At 44.7% G+C, this 26,767-nt stretch carries 20 protein-coding genes and 1 tRNA gene; 8 read left to right on the forward strand and 13 right to left on the reverse strand.

The annotated features are described in order from the left end of the window. Window positions 1–38 precede the first annotated feature (38 nt). Entirely contained in the window at window positions 39–1,583 is a 1,545-nt protein-coding gene (locus tag X939_RS0116565) for a bifunctional GNAT family N-acetyltransferase/carbon-nitrogen hydrolase family protein (RefSeq protein ID WP_025764414.1), read from the forward strand. Window positions 1,584–1,650: 67 nt separating this feature from the next. Here X939_RS0116565 and X939_RS0116570 read toward each other — a convergent pair whose 3' ends face one another. The 3 genes from X939_RS0116570 to X939_RS0116580 all read right to left on the reverse strand — a co-directional run bounded on the left by X939_RS0116570 (window position 1,651) and on the right by X939_RS0116580 (window position 7,638). Next, window positions 1,651–3,141, reverse strand: coding sequence for a RagB/SusD family nutrient uptake outer membrane protein (locus X939_RS0116570; RefSeq protein WP_025764415.1), 1,491 nt, complete (start codon window positions 3,139–3,141; stop codon window positions 1,651–1,653). 24 nt (window positions 3,142–3,165) lie between these two features. Beyond that, window positions 3,166–6,348 carry a SusC/RagA family TonB-linked outer membrane protein gene (locus X939_RS0116575; RefSeq protein WP_025764416.1) on the reverse strand — a complete coding sequence of 1,061 codons (3,183 nt, stop codon included), beginning with the start codon at window positions 6,346–6,348 and terminating at the stop codon, window positions 3,166–3,168. A gap of 198 nt (window positions 6,349–6,546) precedes the next feature. After that, entirely contained in the window at window positions 6,547–7,638 is a 1,092-nt protein-coding gene (locus tag X939_RS0116580; RefSeq protein ID WP_025764417.1) for a WD40/YVTN/BNR-like repeat-containing protein, read from the reverse strand. A gap of 104 nt (window positions 7,639–7,742) precedes the next feature. On the opposite strand from X939_RS0116580, the gene X939_RS0116585 reads away from it, so the two are divergent. After that, entirely contained in the window at window positions 7,743–8,039 is a 297-nt protein-coding gene (locus tag X939_RS0116585; RefSeq protein ID WP_025764418.1) for a YtxH domain-containing protein, read from the forward strand. A 234-nt stretch (window positions 8,040–8,273) separates the two neighbouring features. On the opposite strand, the gene X939_RS0116590 is transcribed toward X939_RS0116585, so the two are convergent. The 10 genes from X939_RS0116590 to tgt all read right to left on the reverse strand — a co-directional run bounded on the left by X939_RS0116590 (window position 8,274) and on the right by tgt (window position 23,177). After that, window positions 8,274–9,122: a DUF2911 domain-containing protein gene (locus tag X939_RS0116590; protein ID WP_025764419.1), complete on the reverse strand. Its 849-nt coding sequence runs from the start codon at window positions 9,120–9,122 to the stop codon at window positions 8,274–8,276. 52 nt (window positions 9,123–9,174) lie between these two features. Continuing rightward, window positions 9,175–11,163 carry a DNA primase gene (gene dnaG / locus X939_RS0116595; protein WP_025764420.1) on the reverse strand — a complete coding sequence of 663 codons (1,989 nt, stop codon included), beginning with the start codon at window positions 11,161–11,163 and terminating at the stop codon, window positions 9,175–9,177. A 1,111-nt stretch (window positions 11,164–12,274) separates the two neighbouring features. After that, entirely contained in the window at window positions 12,275–13,504 is a 1,230-nt protein-coding gene (locus tag X939_RS0116600) for an O-antigen ligase family protein (protein ID WP_025764421.1), read from the reverse strand. A 6-nt stretch (window positions 13,505–13,510) separates the two neighbouring features. Then, window positions 13,511–14,671 carry a glycosyltransferase gene (locus tag X939_RS0116605; protein WP_025764422.1) on the reverse strand — a complete coding sequence of 387 codons (1,161 nt, stop codon included), beginning with the start codon at window positions 14,669–14,671 and terminating at the stop codon, window positions 13,511–13,513. Then, window positions 14,668–15,744: a glycosyltransferase family 4 protein gene (locus X939_RS0116610; RefSeq protein WP_025764423.1), complete on the reverse strand. Its 1,077-nt coding sequence runs from the start codon at window positions 15,742–15,744 to the stop codon at window positions 14,668–14,670. The genes X939_RS0116605 and X939_RS0116610 overlap by 4 nt, the downstream gene beginning before the upstream one ends. Before the next feature lie 93 nt (window positions 15,745–15,837). Further along, on the reverse strand, window positions 15,838–18,255 hold the full coding sequence (locus X939_RS0116615) for a polysaccharide biosynthesis tyrosine autokinase (RefSeq protein WP_025764424.1): 2,418 nt from the start codon (window positions 18,253–18,255) through the stop codon (window positions 15,838–15,840). Window positions 18,256–18,260: 5 nt separating this feature from the next. Further along, a complete protein-coding gene (locus X939_RS0116620) occupies window positions 18,261–18,959 on the reverse strand; it encodes a tyrosine-protein phosphatase (RefSeq protein WP_025764425.1) in 699 nt (232 codons plus the stop codon). A gap of 170 nt (window positions 18,960–19,129) precedes the next feature. Further along, the gene (gene glf, locus X939_RS0116625) at window positions 19,130–20,248 is read right to left on the reverse strand and encodes a UDP-galactopyranose mutase (protein WP_025764426.1); all 1,119 of its coding nucleotides are present in this window, start codon (window positions 20,246–20,248) and stop codon (window positions 19,130–19,132) included. 122 nt (window positions 20,249–20,370) lie between these two features. Further along, window positions 20,371–21,825 (reverse strand): OmpA family protein, encoded by a 1,455-nt coding sequence (locus tag X939_RS0116630; RefSeq protein ID WP_025764427.1) that lies wholly within the window; start codon window positions 21,823–21,825, stop codon window positions 20,371–20,373. Between the two features lie 218 nt (window positions 21,826–22,043). Then, window positions 22,044–23,177, reverse strand: a complete 1,134-nt coding sequence (gene tgt, locus X939_RS0116635; RefSeq protein WP_025764428.1) for a tRNA guanosine(34) transglycosylase Tgt — start codon at window positions 23,175–23,177, stop codon at window positions 22,044–22,046. Between the two features lie 110 nt (window positions 23,178–23,287). Between tgt and X939_RS0116640 the strand changes: the two genes are divergently transcribed. The 6 genes from X939_RS0116640 to X939_RS0116665 all read left to right on the forward strand — a co-directional run. After that, complete coding sequence (locus tag X939_RS0116640) at window positions 23,288–24,415, forward strand: glycosyltransferase (protein WP_052353481.1); 1,128 nt, start codon at window positions 23,288–23,290, stop codon at window positions 24,413–24,415. After that, entirely contained in the window at window positions 24,406–25,026 is a 621-nt protein-coding gene (gene rsmG, locus X939_RS0116645) for a 16S rRNA (guanine(527)-N(7))-methyltransferase RsmG (protein ID WP_025764430.1), read from the forward strand. The genes X939_RS0116640 and rsmG overlap by 10 nt, the downstream gene beginning before the upstream one ends. A 35-nt stretch (window positions 25,027–25,061) precedes the next feature. Beyond that, window positions 25,062–25,343, forward strand: coding sequence for a hypothetical protein (locus tag X939_RS0116650; protein ID WP_025764431.1), 282 nt, complete (start codon window positions 25,062–25,064; stop codon window positions 25,341–25,343). Between the two features lie 87 nt (window positions 25,344–25,430). Then, a tRNA-Asn gene (locus X939_RS0116655) sits at window positions 25,431–25,504 on the forward strand. Between the two features lie 114 nt (window positions 25,505–25,618). After that, the gene (locus tag X939_RS22550) at window positions 25,619–26,086 is read left to right on the forward strand and encodes an ISAon1 family transposase N-terminal region protein (RefSeq protein WP_025764432.1); all 468 of its coding nucleotides are present in this window, start codon (window positions 25,619–25,621) and stop codon (window positions 26,084–26,086) included. Window positions 26,087–26,129: 43 nt separating this feature from the next. Then, window positions 26,130–26,767 (forward strand): ISAon1 family transposase (locus tag X939_RS0116665; protein ID WP_445447074.1); only part of this gene is annotated, 638 nt, incomplete at its 3' end.

The raw sequence follows: 26,767 nt of genomic DNA on the forward strand, positions 1-26,767 counted from the left end.
GTTGACAAATTATATACCAACGACGAAGGGAATACCAGATGAAAATTATCAATAGAGAATTAACAGAGGCCGATTATGCCGACCTGAAGGCAGCCATGATTGAGGCCTATGAAGGTATTGGAGGAGAGTATTGGCGTAAGGAGAAAATTGATATCCTCCTAAAAAAATTCCCGGAGGGACAGTTATGTGTGGAGGTAGACGAGAAAGTGGTAGCTGTAGCCTTGTCGATCATTATCAAATATGATAAATATGGGGACGAGCATACTTATGCCGAAGTTACTGGTGACTATACCTTTAGCACCCACGATCCCAAAGGAGATGTGTTGTATGGTATAGAAGTGTTTGTAGACCCCGAGTACAGAAATCTTCGTTTAGGAAGGAGGCTTTATGATGCCCGCAAAGAATTGTGTGAACGCCTGAATCTTCGCAGTATTGTAGCCGGAGGGCGTATTCCTAATTATAATACCTATGCCAACGAATTCACTCCTAAAGAGTATATAGAAAAGGTAAAAAGTCGGGAGCTGTACGATCCTACGCTGACCTTTCAGTTGGCCAACGACTTTCACGTAAGAAAGGTACTTAACAGCTATCTTCCCGGTGATACGCAATCCAAAGAATATGCTACCCTTTTGGAATGGAATAATATCTATTTTCAGCCGGGCAAAAAGCGGACCAATCCTTCGGATTCTATTATACGTATTGGGGTAGTTCAATGGCAGATGCGTCTGTTTAAGGACGTAGAAGCCTTTTATGATCAGGTGGAGTTTTTTGTGGACACCGTTAGCTCGTATAAGTCAGATTTTATACTGTTCCCTGAATTCTTCAATATGCCTCTGCTGGCCCAGTTCAACGATATGCCTGAGCCTCAAGCGGTGCGGAAGCTGGCCGATTTTACTGAAGAGGTTCGCAAGAAGATGCAGGAGTTTGCCATTTCTTATAATGTAAACATTGTGGGAGGGAGCATGCCTTTAGTGGAAGATGAGCTGCTTTATAATGCTGCTTACCTGTACCGCCGCGATGGAACCAGTGAAGAGTATCGTAAAATTCATATTACACCCAATGAAGTGCGGCATTATGGCATGGTTGGGGGTAATGAGGTTGCCGTTTTTGATACCGACTGTGGAAGGATTGGAATTAATATCTGTTATGATGTAGAATTTCCAGAGCTAAGTCGTCTATTAGGCAATCAAGGGATGGACATACTGTTTGTTCCCTTCCTGACTGATACCCAAAACGCTTATATGCGGGTGAGGAACTGTGCCATGGCTAGAGCTATCGAAAATGAGTGCTATGTTGCCATTTCGGGCTGCGTTGGCAATTTGCCAGGGGTGGAAAATATGGATATTCACTATGCTCAATCGGCCGTATTTACCCCTTCGGATTTCCAGTTTCCTACCAACGGTATTAAGTCGGAAGCTACTCCTAATACAGAGATGATGCTGATTGTAGATGTAGACCTTCTGCAACTCAAAGAGCTTCACGAGCATGGCTCCGTTCAGGTTCTTAAGGACCGTCGCACTGATTTGTATGGGGTTACCCATAAGAAAAAAAACAGAGCGCAGGTAAAAACCCAGCTCATGTAGTATTAAGTTTTCAAAAAGAAACGGCCGGGAAATTTTCCCGGCCATTTCTTTTTGAAATTGTATAGGCTTATTGAGGGTTTTGAACCACAATACCTTGGGAGTTATTGATCTCGTCCTGGTGGATCAGGAACTGCCAGAGCTTATCTCCTGCCGGAACATCCAAAACGCCATTGGTAAATGTGGCGCTATGATTTCCACCATTCCGGTTCAATGGACTATTGGTACGCTTCAGATCATAGAAGCGGAACCCTTCACCCCATAATTCAACGCGGCGTTGGATCATGATTTCCTGGATTAGTGCCTCTCCGGTTTTGGTAGATTTCTCATACTTTGGATTGCGGTTGACGGCCAAAGGTAGCAGCGCTGTCGCAGCTTCAGCATCTTTACCCTGGCGGGCTAAGGCTTCCGCTTCGATCAGGTACATTTCAGCGGCCCGCATATAAGGCACATCCCCAATGCTTAGGGACTGATCGGCTACCCTGAACTTGCGTTGGTGATATTTGAATCGCTGAAAAGTGCTCGCCGGTAAGGGGAACTCGGCCACGTTGGTACCGGTAGGATCCCATAATTTTTTCCGGATATCATCGGCAGCGATCTGGTCGTAAAGAACGGAGAAAATTACTTTCGGAGTCGATCGAATTACTGACGCACTAAAGTTGTTGGACATGTAGGCGAAGAAGGAATAAAAGTAGTTTGTTTGGTCCGAAACGATCCTTGACCCCCACATCCATTCCTTATTGTCGAAATTATTAAAGCCTCCCAGATAGTCCTCGTTGCTCATCAAGGTAAAGCCAGCTCTCGCTTCAACGGCATATTTGGCAGCGGAAGCATAATCTTGCTGGGTAAGTGCTACACGGGCTTTTATACCCTTTGCAACTTTCAGGTCAAAATGAGATTTACTCAGACGGGTATACCCTTCAAATAATCCCATGGCGTTGTCCAGATCCTGATTGATCTGAGCATAAACCTCAGCAACGCTGTTTCGGGCACTAGGCTCTGTAGTGGGCGCTAACACAAGGGGAACGCCAAGTCCGGCATTAGGCTTTCCTGCTTCGTAGCGCTCTCCATATAACTGGATCATCTGGAAATAAGCCCAGGCTCTGTAAGTCAACGCCTCCGCCTTAATGGCATTTTTGTCGGTTTGTGGACCTTCCGATTGATCAATATTAGCAATGATCATATTGGCGTTGCCGATGATCATATAGTAAAAAGCATAATTATAGTACACGACACTACTGGAAGGACTACGGTGCGAAATCCATTGATACTCCGACCTCAGCCAGCTACTGGTGGTATTTGGGAAGACCAGATCTTCTCCCATAGCATCCATATAAAGCATGTTGCCAGATTGTCCACCTTGAGCCTGTACAGAATATATCTGCGAGAACATAATACGGTGAATACCATTCAAAGCGGCCCAGGCATTTTTGGTGGTTTTGAAGGCGTCCGCTGCCGATACCTGATCGGTAGGGGTAGTTTCCAGATACGGCTCTTCACAGCCTGTAAAACCGGCTAGCAAGGAGGTGGCGAATAGGGTTTTTATTAATAACTTTTTCATTATTTCTTACGAATGTCGGGTGAATTAAAATTTCAACTTAGCACCTACAGAGAGTATCTTATTGAAAGTATAGGAGTTTGATACCGTACCGTTGAACGATCCAGCGACGTCCATTCCTTTGCGAGCTGAGAATAATCCCAGGTTTTCGCCAGTAACGTAGATATTGGCCTCTTTCGCTCCAATCCGCGACAGAAGATCTGTTGGTACTCTGTAGTTCAGGCTGATGTTATTGAACTGTAGGTATGATGCATTGGTCAGGTAACGATCGCTGCCACCTGTTTGGTTGGTTACATTTCCTGCGTCAAAGCGGGGGACGTCGGTTATGTCACCAGGTTTTTGCCATCTGTTAAGTGCATCTACATGCATAGCTGAGCCATAGTTGCCTCCGTGCATAAGTCCGGCATAGCCGCTGTCATATACTTTACCTCCCATACGGTAGGTGAATAGGAACGATAAAGTAAAGTTGCCATAGTTGAGGTTATGGTTCATTGAGCCATATACTTTCGGCAGAGCAGAGTGTCCAGTGTAGCGATAGTTAGCTTCCGAGATTACGGTGGTCAACGTATCTGCTCCTATGATTCTAGTATTTCCGGTTTCAATATTGGTACGGTATAATGCGGTACCCGTTTCTGCGTCTACACCATAAAAATTGCGAAGGTAGAAATCATAAATGGAATGACCTTCGCTATAAGCCTTGGTGCCATCTACGATGAGCTGCTGCGTTGGAGGCATTTTGGTGATTCTATTCTTGATCGTAGTGGCGTTCAGCGTTGCGCTGTAAGTGAAGTTGCCAGAGCGAATGATATCCCCAGTTAATTGTAATTCGAAACCTTTGTTATAGAGGTTACCAATATTGGTGGCTACCTTAAATCCACCGCTGGTGGTGCCCCCATTATTAAGTGCCAAAGGAACACTGAAAATCAAGCCATCCGTCTTACGGTTGTAATATTCCAATGCACCGGAAATCCTACCTTGTAACAGGCTAAAGTCTAGACCCAGATCAAAGTTCTTGGCTGTTTCCCAGGTAAGCTCATTATTGGCAATGGAGAATTGCGTAAACCCAGGCTCAGCGTCGTTATTACGTCCCAAGGTATAGAGTGCCTGATAAGGATAATACAGGCTATAGCCATCAGAGTCTGTGAGTCCGTCGCTTCCTACTACACCATAAGATGTGCGGACTTTCAAAAGATCTACCCAGTTGACATTGAAGAACTTCTCTCTTTCAATATTATAGGCTCCACCTACCGACCAGAAGTTGGCCCAGCGAACGTCTTTGAAAAACCTAGAGTTTCCATCGCGTCTCAAAGATGCGCTGATGATGTATTTTTTATCGAAATCGTAGCTGGCGCGGGAGAAATAACTTTCGATGGTATGGTTATCCTCTACGGAACTTAGTGTCAAGACAGTGGCAAAGTTGGGGAGTTCGGTCACGCCATCAACAATTTGGCCTGAGCGACCACCCGCAAGTTCATTGTACTTATAGGCATAGTTTTCGTGTCCACCCAATACATTCAGATGGTGTTTTCCAAAGGATTTGTCAAACTCTAATAACTGGTTCCAGGTGTAGCTGGTGGTACGATACAGATAATGATATGCACGTCCGGCTGGCGATCCGTCACCGATGATCGGATTGTCGAAACGGCGTAGATTACGATCCTGGATATCGAAGCTCAAGTTGGTAGTGGCCTTTAATGAGGGCAGGATGTTCACCGTGGCGAATGTTCTGGCACCCAAACTGGTTTGGACGTTATAGCGTGAGCTAAGCTCATTCTCCATAATTGGGTGACGTGCAATGTTGTAGGGGCGTTTTTCGCCGATGTCATACTTTCTGTCACCATTTTCGTCCAGAATGTATGCGCCTGTAGTAGGGTCATGAGCATAGACCGGATAGATCGGGCCGATTCCGCGGGAAGTCAGGAATGGGTTTACAAATGAACTGCTTCCGCTGGTATTATCTTGGTTAGACAGACTATACACACCGCTTAGGTTCAGACCCGTTGAAAGCCATTTGGTAGCCTGGGTTTTTACATTTACCCGGCCCGTGAAGCGGCGAAAATCTGATTTTAGCAGATAACCCTGCTCGTTGGTATAGCCTAAGGATCCAAAGAAGGTAGTCTTTTCAGAACCACCATCGAAAGACATCAGGTAGTTTTGGCGGCTCTGCCCTCCTTTTTGAATAGCCTTGGCCCAGTCTAGGTCGTCGGGGTAAAGCAGTTGTGCGTTTGGATTCAGATTGCCATTTACATCTACGATCTGATTGTTGGGCACGTTAAACGGATTGTATACCAGAAGATCGGAGATTCCACTGTAGTTTTTACCGGCATAGGTCGAAGTAAGTCCTGAGGCAATGCTACTGGCTACGTCAAGAGGAATCTTGGCTGTTCCATAACTCAAGGTATTGCGATATGTTTCCCACATCAAAGGGTAGTATTGTTGGGCGTTTACACGCTCATATTCGGGTAGACCCCGGGAGATCACACCACCAGAAGCACTGATGCTAAAGCTTCCCTTTCCTGACTTGCCCCCCTTCGTGGTGATCATAATTACCCCATTGGCACCTCTGGAACCATAGATAGCCGTGGTTGCAGCATCCTTTAATACCGAAATCGACTCAATATCGTCTGGGTTGAGGTTAGAGATATTGCCACTGTAAGGAACACCATCCACTACATATAAAGCAGTATTGGAGTTGGAAATGGAACCGAATCCTCGGATTCGGATCGCAGGGGTTGAACCCGGAGCTCCGTTGGGCATGGTGGCCTGGATTCCTGGTGCGGCACCAATAAGGCTATTGATCGCGTTGGAATTGGGCCTTCTTTCAATGTCTAATGCGTTGATTTGTGATGAAGCACCTACATGGGTGGTCTTGTTTACTGAGCCGTATCCTACTACGAGGACTTCGTTCATCATCTTGATGTCCTGCTCGAGGGCAAAATTAATCTTACTGCGATTGCCAACTAATACTTCCTTGGTTAAAAAACCGATGAAGCTGGCTACCAGCGTAGCGTCCTTGTCGCCTACCTTTAGGATATACTTTCCGTTTAGGTCGGTGGTGGTACCGTTTCCAGTGCCTTTTTCCAGGATGCTAACCCCTGGTAATGGGCTGCCATCCTCACTAGAGGTGATGACACCTTCAACGTTCTTCTGAGCAAAGAGGTATCCTCCGCTCAAAAAAAGCGATAAAAAAATGAATAGAGTTTTCCGCATGTTTTCTAGGGTAAATATACAACACTTATTATGCTAACAGTTAGCACGCTAAAGGTATGGAGAATCATGCAATATTTAATTCAATTTCCAGGGAATTGGAAAAATTTTTTTATCGGAAACAAGTTTATTGCATTAATATAATGTTAAATTATTTCTTTTATCTAGAAGTATCTTCGGCAAACAGGGAGATTGGCCGATTTAATGACTGGTCTTACGTTTATAGGTGGTTACATTCTTGATTATACCTACACGCCCATTAGGACCTACGGCATAGCCCACCGATCCGGCAAAACTCGTGGCATGAAATGCATGATGGTCAATAGCCTTCCAGCTTTGTCCTCCGTTGACGGATAAACTGGTCCCCGAAGGCCCGACGGCTACCAGTGCACGTTGATTCTGGCGGATAGGCGTATGTCCATTCCACACCTTGGAAGTCAACCTGGATTGGTCCACACATTCCTTTAATCCCGCCGGGTCAGTTCCTTCTTGAAGGGTCCAGGTTTTGCCCCCATCGGCAGTAGTAAGAACATTAGGCTCATTGAGCTGGGTTTGCTTATAATCGCCACCGACGGCGATGCCATGTTTAGAATCAAGGAAACGTAATCCAAAGATGCCGCTGGTCGGGCCCGCAGGTAAGGGGGTGGTGCTGGCATCCCAGGTGGCGCCATAATCTGCTGAGTGAAGCACACGGGCCTGGCTGCTTCCCCCGGTGCCGATCCATACCGATCCATGGCCCTGTACCACCATGGAGGTGCCACTGGCCGCATAGCACGCCTCCTGAGGCAGGGCTACAGGCCTCTGCTCGATCGGGTTTTCCTGCCAGCTGCGCCCTCCGTCATGAGTCCGAAGTATGAAAAAGCGCCCATCGACGGGGTCGCCTTGACATATTCCGTCCTTTTTATTCCAAAAAGCGATCCCGTCCAGAAAAATTCCTGGTTGCCGGGTTTGGTAGACCATTTGCCAGGTGAGGCCCCCATCTTCAGTACGGTAGATCCTGGCTTTGCCCTCCTGGGATAGCCCCGCACTCATGGCTATAGCTTCCTTCTTATTGAAAGCGTGGATGTCTCTGAAATCCAGGGAGTCTGCCTGAGGTAACTGGTAAGTGGCCCAGGTTTTACCCCCGTCCGTGGTTTTCAAGATCTTGCCCTCTGCAGAGCCAATCCAGCATAGCGTCGGAGTTACGGTATGCACAGCCCGCATATGGGTACTGGTCCCAATATCCAGGATCTGCCATTGGCCCGACGCGGGGGAAACTGTACCCAAGGCTCCGAGGATGATTAAAACAAGCAACGGAAATTTATAATAAATTAGAAGGAGATTTAGTTGACTTGGCACGATATTTTGACTAATTTTAGGTATTACAAGTTAATCATCACACAAAATAAGAAATTCATATGAATAAGAACGAGAAATTTTTAATCGGAGCAGTCGGTGCATTATTGGCTGGAGTAGCTATTGGAATGTTACTAGCACCAAAGGACGGCAAACAAACTCGTAAGCTTATTAAGAATAAGGCCAATGACCTGGGAGAAAAGACAAAGGGCAAATTTGAAAAAAGCGTTGACGAACTGGCTCAGTTGTCAGAAAAACTGAAAGCCGGATTGGCCGATAAATATGAAAATGTGAAAACGAAGGCGACTCATGCTGCAGAGAATGTGTCGGAACGCGTGAAGGGTACTGTTAACAGCTAAGCCTTCCGTTATATACGGACTAACGTATCACCTGGAAGCGTGATCGTTTAATAATAACCGTTGGTTGATTCCTTTTGAGAATCAACCTTTTTTTATGGAATTACAGGAAGGAGGGGAAGGGAAGTGAGGTGTGTAAAGTAAGAAAGTTCAAGACAGCTGGGGATTGAGAATGAACTGCTACCCAACTACTTGAACTTTCTTTTTAGCGAACGATTTTAATACTTCTGCAGCGTATTATTTTTTCGAGCACTGGTCAATAATAGACTGATTATTAATCACATAGGCTTGATCTCCGGCTTCCTGAGCCATTTTAAGTCCGGCCTTGGCATATTTAATAGCCTCCTCGCATTTTCCATTCAAGGCAGCGGCTCTGGCGACGTAAAAGTTAGTCCAGAATTTAGAGTCAAGCTCTACTGCAGCTTTAGCCCATTTGTAGATATCCTCCTTATTTTCGTTATTATCGTAATAGTAATTAGAGGCCGTAAGATATGTGCCACTTTTAATATCCGTTTTGGCCATTTCCTGGGCGATCTGTGCCATAATCTGCTCTTTAGGGTCTTGGCTTATGGAAAACTGAGCGCCCGTATTTTCCCAGCTCAGACTTAGGGTAGCACTGGTGGGGGTGTAGTCAGCAAATTGAATGGTGAAGTGTTCTACCTTCGCCTTCTGCGGCTGAGCCTTTACCTTAAAACGAAGCACGTCGTCCTGCTCCTTATAAGTGTAAGCGCCCCATTGATCTGCCCCTTTATTTAGTATGATGGTCCATTCAGTTTTGTCTGGTATGGTAAAAAGTCCATACGTACCAGCAGGGACTTTGTTACCCTCTATCGTCATCTCAGTAGAAAGGGTAAGGTTGGTAATCTGATTGGCTCCTGTTCTCCAGATCTGTCCATAAGGGAGCTGGTGGCCAAACATTTTACGGCCTTTGAGTGAAGGTCGGGAATAGTTCACGGTAACGGTACCCAGACCAATGGCCTGAGATACGGTAGCGGCAGGGCTGCTTTGTGGAGTCTGTATTTGTGCTTGCGCACTGGTAAGGCCAATCGTTAGGGCCAGGAGGAATAAGGATAACTTTTTTTTCATGATCTATTATTTATAAATGGTAATGCTATTACTTTATGGAAGGTAAAAGGAGTTATCCCACTACCCGTCCTAATTCTTTGGCGGCAGCCATGCTAATGCCTTTATAAAAAATAAATTCTTTCATCAGGGCTATTTCATCGGCTTCGTAGGAGCCTTGCTTTAGCTGCTGCAGACAGATATTCATTTTGTTTTCAACAAAGGCCTTTTTTAATCTTAATATATTGATGAAAGCGGTCTTGTCTAAAACGTCTGTTTCAAATGGGACGAAAATTTCAAATTTGTCTTTCCATAAACTACTTAGTTCATATTTTTCTGTCACCCATTCAATGGCCAGATTACGGATATCTGCGTCCCGGTGATGAACAAAGTAATCCGTTTCCAGGACTATATTTCTGGAATGATTTTCGCGGAACAAGAGCAGGAGCTGAGCAAATATGGGTTCTTCAAACTCAATTCCGTCAATCTCTCCGAGCACATAACTGCAAACGGTGATGTCGGGTTCCAGTTCTCGGCAGCCATGTAGTACCAGCAAACGTATAAAAGCTTCTTCCTGGAAATATAAGGGTGATCGTGTCTGGCTTGCGGGAGCAGATTCTTCAAATCCTGGGTCGAAGAGATTGGGCGGAGGGCCATCTTCAAAAGGATGTGACGGACTGCCTACACCAGCATCCTGAAGGTCTTGCTGGAATCCCGGATTACGGCCCCGCTCGGCTGGTTTTTGTTTTTGCTGTTTACGAATATATTTATTGCCCTCCGAAATAAGCATCTGCTCGTCGACACCCATCATGTCGGCCGTGCGCTGAAAGAATACCTGGCGCTTTATGGCGTCGGGAATCTTAACGATGCTCTGCACCATTTCACTAATTACTTCCGCCCTTTTAAAGGGGTCGTTTCCGGCATCCTGTAACAGGGTTTTGGTTTTGAAGGCTATGAAATCCTGGGAGGCGCTGCGGATATACGTTTTAAAGGTCTCGGCTCCGACTTTACGTACATAACTGTCGGGGTCGTCTCCGTCCGGAAAGAGGACGACGTTTACGTTCAGCCCCTCTTCCAATACCAGGTCTAATCCGCGGAGTGCAGCTTTAACACCCGCAATATCTCCGTCGTAGAGGATAGTGATATTACTGGTGAAACGAGCAATAAGCTTTATCTGTTCTACCGTTAGCGCCGTTCCCGACGAGGCCACGACATTCTCTATTCCCGCCTGATGTAGAGAAAGTACGTCGGTGTAGCCTTCTACGAGGTAGCAGGACTCCTGCTGCCGTATGGCATTTTTGGCCTGGAATATCCCATACAGTACCTCCCCCTTATGGTAGACTTCGGTTTCCGGGGAATTAAGGTATTTGGGCTGAGACTTATCTGCCTTTAAGATACGCGCTCCGAAGGCAATAACCTTGCCCGCCACGGAATGTATAGGGAAAATAACCCGCCCCCGAAACCGGTCATAACCGCTGCTTCGGCTTCCTTCCTTATGAATGAGTAGCCCGGCTTTTTCTATAACCTCTGCCGAGTAACCCTTGGCTAAGGCCGATTTGGTGAGGCCGTCCCACTGTTCAAGGCTGTATCCTAATTCAAATTTATTGAGTATATCTTTGGTAAATCCCCGTTCCCGGAAATAGCTTAAACCTATGGCCTGGCCTTCTTCATTTTCCGTAAGCTGTTGCTGATAGTAATTTTTAGCATAATTCAAAATGATATACAGGCTGTCTCTTGCATTTTGACGGGCCGCCTCTTCATCTGTTACTTCCTCTTCTTCAATCTCTATCTGATATTTGTCAGCCAGATATCGCAGAGCCTCTCCATATCCAACTCCATCGATATCCATTATAAACTTTATGGAATCACCAGCGGCACCACACCCGAAGCATTTGTAGATCTGCCTTACAGGATTGACATTGAAGGATGGGGTTTTTTCATTATGAAAGGGGCAGCAGGCGGAATAATTTGCTCCCTTTTTTTTTAAGGAAACAAAATCGCCGACCACTTCCACGATATCCGCAGATTGCTTTATTCTATCGACCGTTTCCGGATTGATCCGCATAATTACTCGTTTCTACTTCTATGAATGTATTCTCTTGCTAAACTTAAACTTCCCTTTGCTATTCCCAGGCCTTTGTTCTTAATTGTTCATCAAGGAGCATAGGTTGCTTTCGGAAAGAACTTCTTAAATGACAAAATAACTGCGTGGAGGAGGAGTTTCATAGGGAACATACCCATCTCCCACAAAGTGCCTGCCAAAGTAAGAAAGTTTAAGGTTATAGACTGGTTTAAAAATTGCCAACTCCATTGTTACCGTTTTTTCGTTAGCAGTCGCTGTACCAAATTTAATGAGAACCAAACATCATCATGGTAGGCTGTACCTGGTTCCGCTCAAAAAGGTGAAATGGATTTATTCAATCCATAAGATAGAAACCGGATCTTAGATGTCCTTCTGTTTTTGGAAAAGTAGATCGGAGGCTAAGCAGGGTATTTTGTAGAAAATATAACAGTGCATGTCTATCAACCGTCAATTGTCCATTTTCTAACCAAGACCTATTCAAATGGGACTCACACTTAGTAAGCATATTAATCCAGTTATTATACCTCCGAGCTCGGGATATATAAATTTTTTTTCTGTAAAAATAAGGAATATTTTTTAGACTGACGTTTTATGGGACGAGGGGCAGATTGCAGAGGTAAGCACAGAAAAACGACTCCTACTAAGCGCCATATTTGAAAGTTTATCGAAAATTAACGCTAGATTTCTCCTTTTTACCCAAATTTTTTGTATGCGCTTGCAACTATTAGCCTCTACTTTACGTTATGTAAACCGAAGACTTTTAAAATAAGGCTGGACTACTGTAAATATTTTGATTGTAAATTGTGGTTGTAGAGCTGCATATTTAATTAAAGACTTTGATAAAAAAAATTAGTAAAATTTGATTTTTTAGAAAATATTTCTCTTTTTTGTAGTAGAACCTCTTTCAAGTAACCAAAACAAAATAAAATCATATTTATATTTTGGCGCTAAAAAGTTTTTTTTAAGGAGAGAATTCATTTATTTTGTGGAAGAAATATAGAAATTATCGAGAAGAGATAGATAGATATTAAAAATATAGTGTGTGTATAGTGTGAAACAGGGCATGGAAAATTTTCTATGCCTTCGTTTTTTTCTATACCTTACGAAATTTATCTAGTCTTAAGTTGTTGATTTTTAAGGAGTAATGAAAGGCGATATACGCTAAAGGAAAAGCCATAAACTGGCCAGGGCCCAGTTGCTGGTCGAACAAGGCTACGACAAATGGATGTAGAGGGAATATGAGGTACCTTACATCACTACGCAAGTAGTTGGTCGTAGGTACTACGAGAAAAAATGCTGCTATCCAGGCAAAACATAAAATTCCTCCATCCCAAAAGTAATTTAAATAAGTATTGTGTAGGTGCCCACTTGGAATCGTTGTCTCGTATTTCAATAGGTCTTTCTTGGAATTGTTTAATCCGACCCCAGTAATTATCGTTTTAGGGTACTTACGCATGGTATTATAGGCGTTTTTCCAAAGATGTAACCGAGATTCATTATTTATGTAGGAGCGCTCTAAAGGTAAACCCTTACGTTGAAGTGCAGGTGTTGCGTCAATGGATAACAGTTTATATAGGATCAGCCCGGAAGATAATACCAGCAATCCCATAATCAGATTACGTCTGGTAAATCGAATCATATGCAGGGTAAGGGCGAGAAGTATAGCGAGCAAAGCACTCCTGCTTCCACTTATGGTAACCAAATAGAGTGCCGGTATCAAGCTAGTTAGATCCAGATATCTGGAAAGAAGCGTTTGAGGGAAATTTCGGATTCGATCAATGGTCAATAGGAGATAAAATGAGGCTGCCCAGCCGAAATTATTGGACACCAGTCCTAATCCCGTATGTCCATAAATATTTGTTTCCAGTAGCGTGGGTCTTTGGACATAATAAAGAGCAATAGGAAGTGCATAGCATATTCTAAAGATGCTTATCACGATATATAGATTTTGCAGGGGGCTATGCCGCTGGGACATATGTCGCTGTAACAGCCAGACATAGTATAGGAAAATTGTAAGACTAAGAACATTCAGGCTCTTCTGAAACGGTTCCGGACCAAGTATTATGGAAGGAATGTGGAGAAGTGCCAAAACTCCAATGATGTAGCCATTTCTAAGGGGAAGGTGGCGCCTTTGAATCAATAAATAGAGTATCGATGCGCTAAGTAGGATGGCACGGAAATTTCGAATGCTGGTAAAATAGCTATCATTTATATTGGCAGCCCAATACCCTAATAGGACCAAGGTTATGTTCAGCAGGAACAGTAACCAGTTGGGATCATATTTTTTTAGAAAAATAAGAAAAGATATAGGGTTCGCGTGCATTGCTGGTTATACATGAAGATGAAAGGCATACGTTTCTAAAATTTCCTTCGCTACCTTACTCCAGTCATGCTCCATATTTATATGCAGCCGAGCCCGCTGCCCTATGGACATTCTGCTTTGGTGATCTTGCAGAAGGTGTACGATCTGATGACCCACTTCCAGGGGTTGGTCTACCGGACATTCGGCCAGGGCCTGGGCCTGGACAGCCGCCGACATATGGCAACCCTTACTTACCAGACAGGTAACGCCCAGACTCATGGCTTCGAGCACCGAAATGGACATTCCTTCGCTATACGAAAACTGGCAAAACAAGGTAGAAGCCGCCAGCTTCTGGTATTTATCGGCCTCGGACTGATGGCCCAGGAAGGTGACGTTTTTTTCCAGTTGATACTGGGAAATTGCCGCCTTTAGTTTTTTTGTATAATGGGGAAACTGGTTTTCGTCGCCAAGGATTTGCAGTTGGATGTCGGGAAAATGATCTACTACAAAGGGCATGGCTTCCAATAACAGATGAATTCTTTTTTTAGGATGAATGCGACTTAGGGTGGTGATAACATGGTTTTTCGGATGGGAGGAAGTTGGAGCCTTGGTTTTGATGTAGTTGATACCATTTGGGATTATTCGTAGAGGCAGGTCTGGCCCCCAGCGGTGCAGCTGATCGTATTCCTGCCGGGTATGGACCCATATCCCCTGCGACCGGGCCAGCCCGGGTAACTCGAAAAGATTCAAATAGAACCATTTTTTTAGGCTCTTCCAGTTTTTTCTACGCCATAGTGAAGGATCGAAGCATCCGTGTGTATGGTAAAACAAAGGAAGTTCATATTTATCGGCGGCCCTTCTCATATATTGGTTGAGAGGGTGAAAAATATTATGGGTATGGAGTATATCGAACTCAGCGGCATATAGCATAAGGGATTTCTGCATGGAAGGAGAGAAAAGCACATTTCGTCGGTAGCCCTTAAAATAATAAATCCTTACCAAACCAAAATCGACAACCTGAGGGTTCTCATAAAGCTTCCATGGATTGTTCCCATTATAATTGGTAGTGTAGATGGTAATGCGGTGACCCTGGGCTGCCTGAGCCTGAGCCAACTCAAAAACGATCTTGGGAATACCTCCCTTATAGTTCCCTGGAACAAGACCGTACACGCAGTGCAGAATTTTCATGGCTGGGCAAGTGTATGAGCAATAGCTCGGTGGAATCCATCAGTCATCGATTTAAGGGTACGGTGGGTCCAATAATAATGGAAGGCGGTGGCCGATAGTCGCCTTATTTCTGTAGGGTTGAGGATAAGTCTGCGCAGCACCTGACTCAGGTCGTTAAAATATAGAATACCATTATTTCCATTCGTTATATTGAAACGTTCGCCACCTGTGATTGCCGACGATCGGGTGATGAAAGGCACCCCAAACGAAAAACTCTTCAGAACGGAAAGTCCCGCCTGCCCAGGAGAGATGCAGGCTATAGAGGCGTGGAAGTGAGCAGCCAATTCTGAGTCTGAATGTATTGCTCCATGGAAGTAAATCCGTTGGGTGAAGCCCGATTGATTAGCCAAGCGCTGTAATGCTTCCAGTGCCGGACCTTCTCCAATGATATGTAGCTCTACCTGGTTAAACTGGTCGGCCAGTTCCTGGAAGCTATCGATAAGGGACTCAATTTGCTTTCTGAACTGAAGGCTGCCTATAAATAGCAGTTTATACCTTTCAGATTTCCGGTGGCTTTCCCAATAGGTTGCAGGGAGCCGTGTGGCTACGGTATTTGGAGCCACAAATAATTTCTGAGCTGGAAAGCCATGTGAGATATAATGCACTCTAGCTTGCTCAGAATACAATAATAACCCATCCACACGCGCTGCGATAAGTCGTCGGATCGGGTCAAAAAGATGTAGTTCATTGAAGCCATATTGGGAAGAGACGCCAATGCCCCAAAGTATCAACTTATATGGGCGCGGGCCAAATGCTAGGGCCATATAACCTATCCAGTGCAGATCGAACATGCTGATGACCACATGGAATTTTTTGCATAGCTGTGCTAAGTTTTTTTGCCATGCCACTCCTGACCACTGATAGGTAGGTAGGAGAAGTTGGCGGAAACTGACTTTCCCGGCCGGGCAGTCTCCTTTTACATATGCTACGGTAAGATCATACTGTTCTGCAAGCGCTTCATATAAAGGAATACGATAGGGCATCAGGCTATTTTGCAATATCAGCAAGCGGATGGGCGGCTTTTGTCTAACCATGGCTGAAAGTAGTTTTGGGCCAATAAAATTATTTAGCCTTTCCGGGAACTCTTTTTAGACGTATTAGACAAAAATGGTAACTGTAGGGTGGTTTCAAAAACAGAGAAACTTTCTGTACCAGGGAAGCTTGATCATTTCATCGACATATCCTTTCGTTCCGTATTTTTCCAAACCATATTGTGCCTTCATTTCTTTATGGCGGTGTTGCTCGTCGTAGGGCTCATAAAGCGGGTCGGAATAATAGGCGTTGAGGATAACCTTAAGATTCGCTGTAGGATACTGTCTGGAAATTTGCCGTGCGAAGGCTAGTACATGTCTGTGAGATCGGAGCCACCGCACCACAAATAAGGTGACATCGCTTGAGGTGACCAGTGGCAGCGTGTCGGCAACGAGGCCTAAAGGGGCCGAGTCGATCACGACGTACTGATATTGTTGCTTAAAGTATGTCAGGAGTGCCGGGAATGATGGGGATTGAAGCAACTCACCTGGCTGCTGGGGCGGTGAACCTGCATCGATATAATCGATTTGGGTAACAGGATCCCGATGGATAAGAGCTTGGTAATCCCGGCGGTCAGCCTGAAGAAACTCGCTCATCCCTAGGTCTGCTTCTGGGAAATAGTTGCCTAGCTGAGGCTTTCGCAAGTCGGCACCTATCAGCAGGACCGATTTGCCTAGCCGGACCAATGATAGAGCCAGATTAAGCGAGACGAAGGTCTTACCCTCTCCGGCCATCTGTGAGGTGACGAGTATCTGCAGCCCTACACTATTTTTTTGGGGAACGGGTATTTCTAAGGAGATACGACTCCTGAGCAGGTTAACGGCTTCAGTGAAAATACTACGATCCGAACCTAGACGGATGAGGTCGATCGGAGTCTGATTCAGCCGTCCCTTATATCGATGAAGCACGGCCCATAGGGGAATATCTTTATGATAATCGAAGTGATGGAGGCTTTCGAAGCTCAGCTGACGGCTACGTGCGAGCAGGAGCGCGCTTACTCCCAGGATAAGGCCTGTTAATAGACTTAGCCCCCCGATTTGCCAGGGTTGGGGCGCATCCTGCCGAAGATCGAGAGCGGTAATCAAAGCGAAGGTGGGTAATATCCCAGCTCTAATAATCGAGGATTCGATTTCTTTGTCCCTTAACAGGTTATAAATGCGTTGGTTGATATCAAAATTACTTTGTAAGTAAATTCTGTTTTTCTCCAGCTGGGGAAGCAGTACCAGCTGCTGGCGCACGGTTCCGATTTGTTGCTCTAACAGACGAGATGCTACCTGGTTTTTGTCCTGCTGGTAGAGAAGACTTTGGTGGATTTGCGTTTGCAAAGATGATAACTGCCCATCCAGCAGCAAAACCTGAGGTGCCTGGGAAGGATGGGTTAGTAAAAGTTCTTTTCTTCGGAAAAGTATTTGATTGTATTGATTGAGTTGAGCGGTGAAACTGGATTCTGTTGAGGCATCCAGGCCTAGGGAAAGGGCGGGAACGGGCTCATTTTTTCTGGAAATATTTTCTTTGATCATATCCAAAAACGAGCCTTGAAGCTGAAGTTTTTGCAATTGGTTGGTCAGCACCTCTTGCTGGCTGAGTAGTGATTGGCTGGCGTCAGAAAGGGTCAGCATGCCCTGAGACTCTTTAAAAGCCTCTAACTTTTGGGCTGCATGGCGCATAGAGTCGGCATAAATAGTGAGCTGCTGCCTTATGAAGGCCAGTGATATATCGTGGGAGTGCTGTTTTTTTAGAAGGTCGAAGTCCTGGTAAGAGCGGATAAGATGACGCAGGAAGTCTTGCGTGAATTCTGGATTGGTATGGGTGAAGGAAAGGTGCATTACCGGCATGGCTTCTTCTACCTCTGCCATTTTGATATCTTCAGAAAGTATTTTCGCCCAAAGGGAAGGATCGTTAAAGAGAAAGCGATATTGGTACCCCGGAGCAGTAAGAATACGGTCGATATGAAAGCTCAGACCGGGAACTCGTATGGTTTCGCCTCCTATGAGCTTCCAGCTCCGACTGAAAGTTTCAGAATGATAATGTAAGGTAAGATCGGGATCGAGTATAAAGGTTCCGTGGGTAAATGCCTTAGCCTGGTAATGTAGGATACTGGTTTTTAAGGCCTGAAAAGGATAAACATCTATCTTCCTGAAATCTTTTATCCTGTAAAAGGTGAAAGGATGGTTCAATTTTCCGACGGCATCTTCAACTACTGCTTGAGATTTTACATTAAACTTTTCGGTCAGGTAGTCGGCATGGTTGTTAGTGAAAAGATAGGCGGGTCGACTTTGGCCTAGTTCGTCTAGTTCTGAGTGCCGTTCCAGGTATTTGAGCGTAACTTGAGCAGTATAGCGAGAAGGGGCTAACCGAAAATATAGCCATCCCGTCATACATGCGACCAGCAAGGCTGCAAGCATCCAGTACCATCGACTTGCGCCCATTCGGAGCAGGGCTTTCAGGTCGACGGAATCGTGTTGGCCTTTCCTGCTTTCGAAGAAGGCCCGGTCACTTACCGTTCTGGTCATAATTTCTATCCAAGCTCGTTCCTATTCAACAGAGGTCGTTCAGATAGTTGAGTAAAGTAAGGACTTTCGGTAGCTTTTAACACGTCGGCATATTGACTACTGCGGTGCAGGTCGCTACCTACTGCACCTATTTTATCCTCCATAATCAGCCTTTCAGCAACTTCCTGCTGCTTGGGTCCATATTTGCCTGCCAGCGAAAGTAGGTTCACCTGAAAGATGGCACCCATTTCATAGATCTCGTCGTAAATTGTCCTGGTATTCCACCAAGGACGGTAGCGCTCTGGATGCGCCAATACGGGCTTCCAGCCCAGGTCAATCATTTTTCTTAATATTTGTTTAAAGAAGGGCTGTTCTAAACGCATGGAAGTCTCTACCAGTACCTTATTGTCAAAAAGTGGTAATATTTCTCTCCTTTCCAGCAACTCTACAAAATGGTCGTCGGCGAAATATTCTGCTGCAAAAGAAATCTCAAGGTCGGGCCAGTCCTTCGAAGCCGTTTCTACGACGGAATTAAAGGCCGCCAGTATACTTGCTTTGGTATTCAAAAAAAAGTCGGAGCGTATATGCGGGGTGGCAATAATCCTGCGTATGCCCGACTGGTAATGTTGTGTAATAATAGACTTGCTTTCTTCTATGCTTCGGGAGCCGTCGTCAATGCCTGGGAGCACATGAATATGTAAATCGGTTCCAATGGTATGCAACATAAATGGGTACTGTGATGAATAACTTTCGTTAATTTAACACATTTATCCTAAATATCGGTACGATTCTGAGCTGAAGATTGCTAAGAGGAGGCTGAGCAGAGGGGTAGCATGGAAAAACGGCACAGAACTCTGTTGCTCTGTGCCGTTTTATTCTATTTGTTAAATGGGTATTAATCCTGAAGTACCCCGTCGAAGTGGACCTTAACCTTCTTTAAAGCCGATCCTATTACCTGATGCATATCATAATAGCGGTATTCGGCTAGGCGTCCCCCAAAGATTACCTGTGTCTCCGAAGCTGCCAATGTTTTATATTTTTTGAATATCTCCGTATTCTTATCATTATTTACGGGATAATACGGCTCGGCCCCTTTTACCCATTCCTGTGGATATTCATGGGTAATAACTGTTTTGGGCTGGGTGCCAAATTCAAAATGTTTATGCTCTATGATTCGGGTATATTGAGTTTCAGAATCGGTATAATTGACCACGGCATTGCCTTGATAGTTTTCCTGATCCAGCACTTGATTGTCGAATCGCAGACTGCGGTATTCAAGCTGCCCATGCGCAAATCCGAAGTATTCGTCGATGGGACCTGTGTACACTACGGTGTCTGCTAAGGCGGTGAGGGCCTCTCTGTCCTTAAAAAAGTCCACGCCTAGACGTACTTCTACAGCTTCCAGAAGACCCTCTGTTAGCTTATTATAGCCTCCATTCGGTATACCTTGGTAGCGGTCATTGAAGTAATTATTATCGAATGTAAACCGCACAGGTAAGCGCTTGATAATAAAAGCAGGTAATTCGGTAGCGGGGCGTCCCCACTGCTTTTCGGTATAAGCCTTAATTAGTTTTTCGTAAATATCGGTACCTACCAACGAAATGGCCTGCTCTTCCAGATTTTGTGGATCGGTAATGCCTGCTTCCTGTACCTGTTGGGCAATTTTTGCCTGGGCTTCAGCTGGCGTTTTTACCTTCCAAAGCTGGTAAAAGGTGTTCATATTAAATGGTAAATTGTACAGCTCACCATTATAATTCGCTACGGGAGAATTGGTATATCGATTAAATTCCACGAAGGAATTCACATAGTCCCATATCTCTTTATCATTGGTATGAAAGATATGAGCCCCATATTTATGGACATTAATGCCCTCTACATTTTCGCAGTAGATATTACCGCCGGTGTGCGTTCTGCGATCGATTACAAGGCATTTTTTGCCTCTTTTTGTCGCTTCATGTGCGAAGACTGATCCCCAGAGTCCGGCGCCAACAATAAGATAATCGTAATTTTTCATGAAAATGGTTCTTGGTAAGAAGCTGCTTTAATAGCCTGTGTCATGCAAATTTAATGAATAGATATGAGAAAGGCTCCCATGGGGAGCCTTTCTCATATGATATGCTAACTGAAGGTTTCCGATTAAGGAAGAAGCTTCAATTCTACACGACGGTTTTTAACGAGTCCCTGGCGGGTAGAGCTGTCTGCTATAGGCTTGAATGAGCCGAAGTAGTCAACAATTACCTTGCTTGGGTCTTTCAGTCCACCTTCGTTGATCAAGAAGTTTTTAACAGCTTCTACACGACGGCGAGAAAGCGCCATATTGTAACGATCTGTCGCACGACGGTCGGCATGACCGGCCAATTGTAGACGACAACCATTTTTGTTCATCAATGCAGCAACGTTTTTCAACATCTCCTGGAATTCAGGTTGAATAACATTTTTATCTGTATCGAACTGTACGTTGGCGAAAATTTCGCTACATGCAGCGCCGGTTGCCAATGCATTTTTAACATAAGAGTCGAAGTCTAATACGCGACCAGCACCATCAACAATACTTCCTGCTGGAGAATTTGGCTCCTTGTCGAAGAAGTCAGAAACGCCATCACCATCGGTATCCAGTAACAAACGTGGGTCAATATCTTCTGGACGGTTAGCCTTAGCTACTGAGTCCATTTCTTCAAGCGTAAGAATCTTTGGTGGCTTCACCAATACGCGAGGATCGGTATAGCGTAGGTTGTAGTACCCGCCTTCTTCTGGCTTGTAATCCCACTTGCCATCGACCTTCTGTACTTTCAAAGGATTTTTTCCTAGTTTGAAAGTCAATTGAATCGCACCATATCCATAAGAGTCAAGCTCAGAGTTTCCTTTACGGGAAGTTTTCTGATCGGCAATTACAAAGCTGCCAGGAGTAAGATCGTAATCTCCACCATAAGTAGCATCCAGGTAATCTGAATTGGTATGAGTTAGGCGGAAGTCAAGACCAAGGTCCAGACGTTTCGTCAATTCGTAAGATACGTTCAATCCGGTTGGAACGGTCCAGTCATTTTTCTTACCAGTAGTACGAAGCTCTATTCCACCTGTTAAGCTATAGGCAGTAGCATCGTAGAAAACCTGGCCAATACCTGCATATGCATCTACTTTCCAACGTTTCATCTTGTTAGGGCCCATAAGAAGCCCCTTCAGGTTTACCGTACCGGAAAGGCTAACATCCCCATAATTTCCTTCGAAATAACGGTTGTAGTTACGACGCTTCATCCCGCGAAGATTACCAATAGAACCGTCTAAGCGAGCACCGAACAAATATGAAATTTGTTTATTGATACTAATTCCTCCTTGAATAGTACCAGATTCTTTATGGCTGTCCGAACTTGTCTTGGTAACTGGCCAGAAATCGTATTCCCGTAAATCTCCGAAAAACATAGAAGGTCCGAAGTGTGCGGAAATAGACCAAGTATTTAACTTGTATGGACCATCATAAGTTGCTTTTGGGTTGTAGTCTGGTGAATTGGGCTGCACAAGAGGCTGCGCGGCAGCAGGTAGCGCCATTAAGGTTCCCAAAGCGAGTGTACTAAATAACTGGGATACTTTTTTCATACTATTCAAGTTAGCGTTTTTTTAGATTAACCAGGTATCGATTGAAGTCAATCAGATTGATAAATAAACATTCATGGCTAGATGGGAATTTACCTTATTCCTAGTGGGCACAAAAATAGATTAACAATATCATTAAATCAACCACGATTTTAGAATTATCAATTTTTTTAAACGTTTTCCTTTTCGTCCACCAGAGATAACTTACCATTTTCACCAAATTATAAGCGTTGCATAAGCTTTATTACCATCTGCTCCTTCCAGGGAAGGAAGCTCCCATCCAAGATCTTTTCCCTGGCCGTGTTAACCAGCCACAGGTAAAAGGTCAGGTTTTGTACGCTGGCGATTTGCGCCCCCAGCATTTCACCTGACTTGATCAGATGGCGAAGGTAGGCTTTGCTATAGGTAGTACTCACATACCCGCCCAAATTAATATCCAGTTCCGATAAATCATCTTTCCATTTTTCGTTCTTGATATTAATAATTCCTTCCGTAGTAAAAATCATGCCATTCCTCGCATTCCGGGTAGGCATTACGCAGTCGAACATGTCTACACCTAGAGCTATACACTCCAAAATGTTGGCTGGGGTTCCTACGCCCATCAGATAGCGGGGCTTGTCCTGAGGCAAAATGTCACAGACAACCTCCGTTAATTCGTACATTATTTCGGCTGGCTCTCCTACCGACAGCCCACCAATGGCATTTCCTTCCCGTCCCTGATCGGCAATGAATTTTGCTGACTGCTCCCTAAGGTCTTTATATACACTGCCTTGCACAATAGGAAACAAGGTTTGCTGATAATCGTAGTGAGGTGCCGTGCTGTCGAAACGTTGGCAGCAACGCTGTAGCCAACGGTGCGTCATCTCCATTGACTTGCGAGCATAGCCATAGTCGCAAGGGTAGGGGGTACACTCGTCAAAGGCCATGATGATATCCGCGCCTATAGCGCGCTGTATATCCATAACCCCTTCGGGAGTAAAAGTGTGGATGCTGCCATCAATGTGGGATTTAAATACTACACCTTCCTCATTAATCTTGCGACCCGTACCGGCCAAAGAGTATACCTGATATCCACCGCTATCGGTCAATATTGGTTTGTCCCAGCCATTGAATTTATGGAGGCCTCCCGCTTTTTGGAGCACCGGCAGTTCGGGGCGAAGATAAAGATGGTATGTATTTCCCAGTATGATCTGAGCTTTGATATCTTCTTTCAATTCACGTTGATGGACGGCTTTTACCGTCCCTGCCGTCCCCACTGGCATAAAAATCGGGGTTTGAATGGTCCCATGATCGGTTTCCAGCAATCCAGCTCTGGCTTTGCTGGCTCCATCCTGGGCTTGTAAGCTAAACTTCATGTATGCTTGCTCTGTTTGTTTGTGCAAAAATAGGTACTCCCCAACGAACAATCTTGACAATGCCTGTATATTTGTACTTAAATAGTTAAATAATACAACACCCTTCTATAGTGACCGATCTTTTACTGTATATACTGATGGCTTTCGTGTCCATTCAGTTAATTTATTATATGCTTTTCTTTGCCAGGCTGGCTTTCTTTTCCCCGAAGCCTGCTGCAGCTCCGCAAGAAGGAGTTTCGGTTTTGGTATGCGCCTGGAACGAGCGAGAAAATCTTGAGGAATTACTGCCACTGCTGGATGACCAGGATTACCCTTTATTCGAGGTCATACTGCTCGACGATCGCTCTGATGACGGAAGTGAGGAATATATCAAAGCCCATATTAGCCAGTGGAAGCACGTTAAATATATCCGTATCAACGAGCGATTCGACCATATTACTCCTAAAAAATATGCCCTGACCGTAGGGATGAAGCAGGCTCGCTACCCTGTGGCGCTGATGACAGATGCTGACTGTCGTCCTCAGTCTGACCAATGGATTTCCGCAATGGTAGCTGCCATGGGCGCCGAGAAGGACATCGTCCTCGGTTTTTCTCCCTACTATCGGTTTCCGGGATTGCTCAATTGGTTTATACGGTGCGAAACTTTTTATACCGCCGTTCAGTACCTCTCGTTTTCACTTGCGGGATTTACCTATATGGGGGTGGGTCGGAATATAGGCTACCGTCGCGAGGTGTTTTTTGCCAATAAAGGCTTCTATCGACATAATAGAATTTACGGGGGCGACGACGATATCTTTATGAATGAAGTAGCCACAGCCCGTAATACATCTATATGTGTAGATGAGCGTGCTTTTGCTTATTCCTATCCCAAAACCAGTTGGCACGACTGGTACCGGCAGAAAACCCGGCATCTTTCTGTCAGTCAATTTTACCGTACCCGCAACAAGGTTTTACTGGCCCTTCTGTCGGGGGCTCATGTGATGATCTGGACCCTTGCCTTAGCTGTTTTAGGTTTAGGGATTTTGTTTCGCGACTGGCACATACTATCTATGTTGGGGGGGATATGGGGCGGACGCTGGCTTATTCAACTACTCTTGTTGGCCCGAATCAATAATAAGCTAGGCAGAACATTAGGCTGGTATAGCATCTTGCCTATGGACTTTGCATTATATTTGTATTATATCGTGTTTGGGTGGATCAACTTCACCAAACGAAAACCAAGAACGACATGGAATTAATATTGAAATATTTCCCCGATCTGACCGACCGACAGAAGGAGCAGTTTGCTCAGATGGGTGCGCTTTATACAGAATGGAATGCGAAGGTAAACGTGATTTCACGCCAGGATATCGAGACACTTTATGAGCGCCACGTGCTGCATTCTTTGGGAATATACAAGGTACAACCTTTCAAGGCAGGCACCAGTGTGCTGGATGTGGGTACAGGAGGTGGATTTCCGGGGATTCCCTTGGCTGTCATGAACCCCGACTCTCAGTTTCATTTGGTGGATAGCATCGGCAAGAAGATTAGGGTGGTGCAGACCATTGCTCAGGAGCTGGGCCTTGCCAACGTACAAGCTGAGCAGATACGAGCCGAAAAGCTGACCGACACCTATGAGTTTGTCGTGAGCAGGGCCGTTACCCGCTTGGGGCCATTTGTCGGATGGGTGCGCAATAAAATTAGTCGCAACTCCTTTCACGAGCTCAGGAACGGAATTTTATATCTCAAAGGAGGCGATCTAAAAGAAGAGATTGCGGAAGCGGGAGTAAAGACCAAGCTGTATGAGCTGCCCGACTATTTTGAAGAAGATTTTTTTGAAACAAAGAAGGTAGTATATGTACCTTTATAAAGAGTTTAACCAAGCCAGTATAACCTAAAATAAATATGAACGAGCGTTTCAGTGCCAGCGGATTGATGAATCCATTTTTTCCTGACGAAGTATCTTTTGGTGAAAAGGGAGTAACCTTTAAGGTGCGTAAACTATTTAAGAGCAACGATAATTTCGTTTTCTATGCCGATATTTCGGGTGTAGAGATTGAGAGTGGAATCTTTTTTTCAACCATACGGATCATCCCACGGATGCGTCCCGAAATAATTATTAATAATTTTTCGAAGGGTGATGCCAAGAAAGTCAAGCAGTTAATTCTAGACAAGGTGCAGGGGTAAATTTTTTTTTCATTAATCACTTGCGTCGTATTTAAGATTGGTATACATTTGCACCACAATTCAGATGAACGATCTGAAAATATGAATTCCCGAATAGCTCAGTCGGTTAGAGCATCTGACTGTTAATCAGAGGGTCGCTGGTTCGAGCCCAGCTTCGGGAGCCCTAATACTTAAGCACTTATCATTTATTTGGTAGGTGCTTTTTTTGTGGCTTGCATACAAATTGCATACATGGGATCAAGCGGAAAAGTTGGGGGGAAGGAAATGCATGAATTATGCAAAATTTAGATGACAAATGGTGCATAACCTACAGTCTAAACCGGATCAAGCGGAAAAGTTGGGGGGAAGGAAATAAATTATTTGTTTTGCAGCCAGAACCAATCCTGTTTACATTGAATAACTCCTACGAAGCTCTGGCCCGTGTTATATTGCCAGAAGGAATTCTTGAATATTTCGAATTAACCAACATTGTAGAGTCCATTCCTGGCTTGAACATTTACCTTGAGGAGAAAAATATTGCTCCCGTGGAGTTTAAAGACGAGAGGTTGGAGTCCAAAGGCTTTCTTCCGGAGATTTACATCCAGGACTTTCCTATTCGTAATCAGAAAGTTACGCTCTGTATTAAGCGTCGCCGCTGGGAGGTTAAAAATACGGGTGAGATTATAACCAGAGATTGGAAAGTGGTGCAACAGGGAACTCGAATGACAAAAGAGTTTGCTGATTTTTTAAAAGGAATGTATTGATAATAATCCAGTTAGCTGCTTTCAGCTAGGCAAATACTTCCACCTGGACGGAAAACAATTACAAGAGCAATACAAGCACCATATAAGCGACTACAAGGACTGGGATCAAAGAGAACATGCGGAAGACTGGATGCTATATTCTAATAATACAGGAGCTCATTTGAGTATCGATGAAACAGCTCTTTCCAACGGCGAACTCTACACCATCGTTACCAATAAATCTGCCAAAGGTAAGAAAGGTGCACTTGTCGCAATGGTTAAAGGCACTAAGGCAGAGGAAGTTATTGAAGTTTTGAGAAAAATTCCTAAACGAATTCGGGACACAGTGCGGGAAGTAACTTTGGACATGGCTGCTAATATGAACCGGATTGTGACTCGGTGTTTCGTTAAAGCTGACAAGGTTATTGATCGCTTCCATGTTCAGAAACTAGCCAATGACGCAGTACAGGAAATAAGGATCAAATATCGGTGGGAGGCGCTGGATCAGGAAAACGACGCTATTAAGACTGCAAAAGCTACTGGTAAGGCGTACGAACCAGAATTGCTGGAAAACGGCGATACTTTAAAACAATTGCTTGCCAGAAGCAGATATTTACTTTTTAAGCCCAGAGATAAGTGGACTGCTTCGCAGCTTACGAGAGCTAAACTGCTGTTTGAAAGATATCCGGTGATAAACCAAGC

Source organism: Dyadobacter tibetensis Y620-1, from assembly GCF_000566685.1.
Lineage (GTDB): Bacteria > Bacteroidota > Bacteroidia > Cytophagales > Spirosomataceae > Dyadobacter > Dyadobacter tibetensis.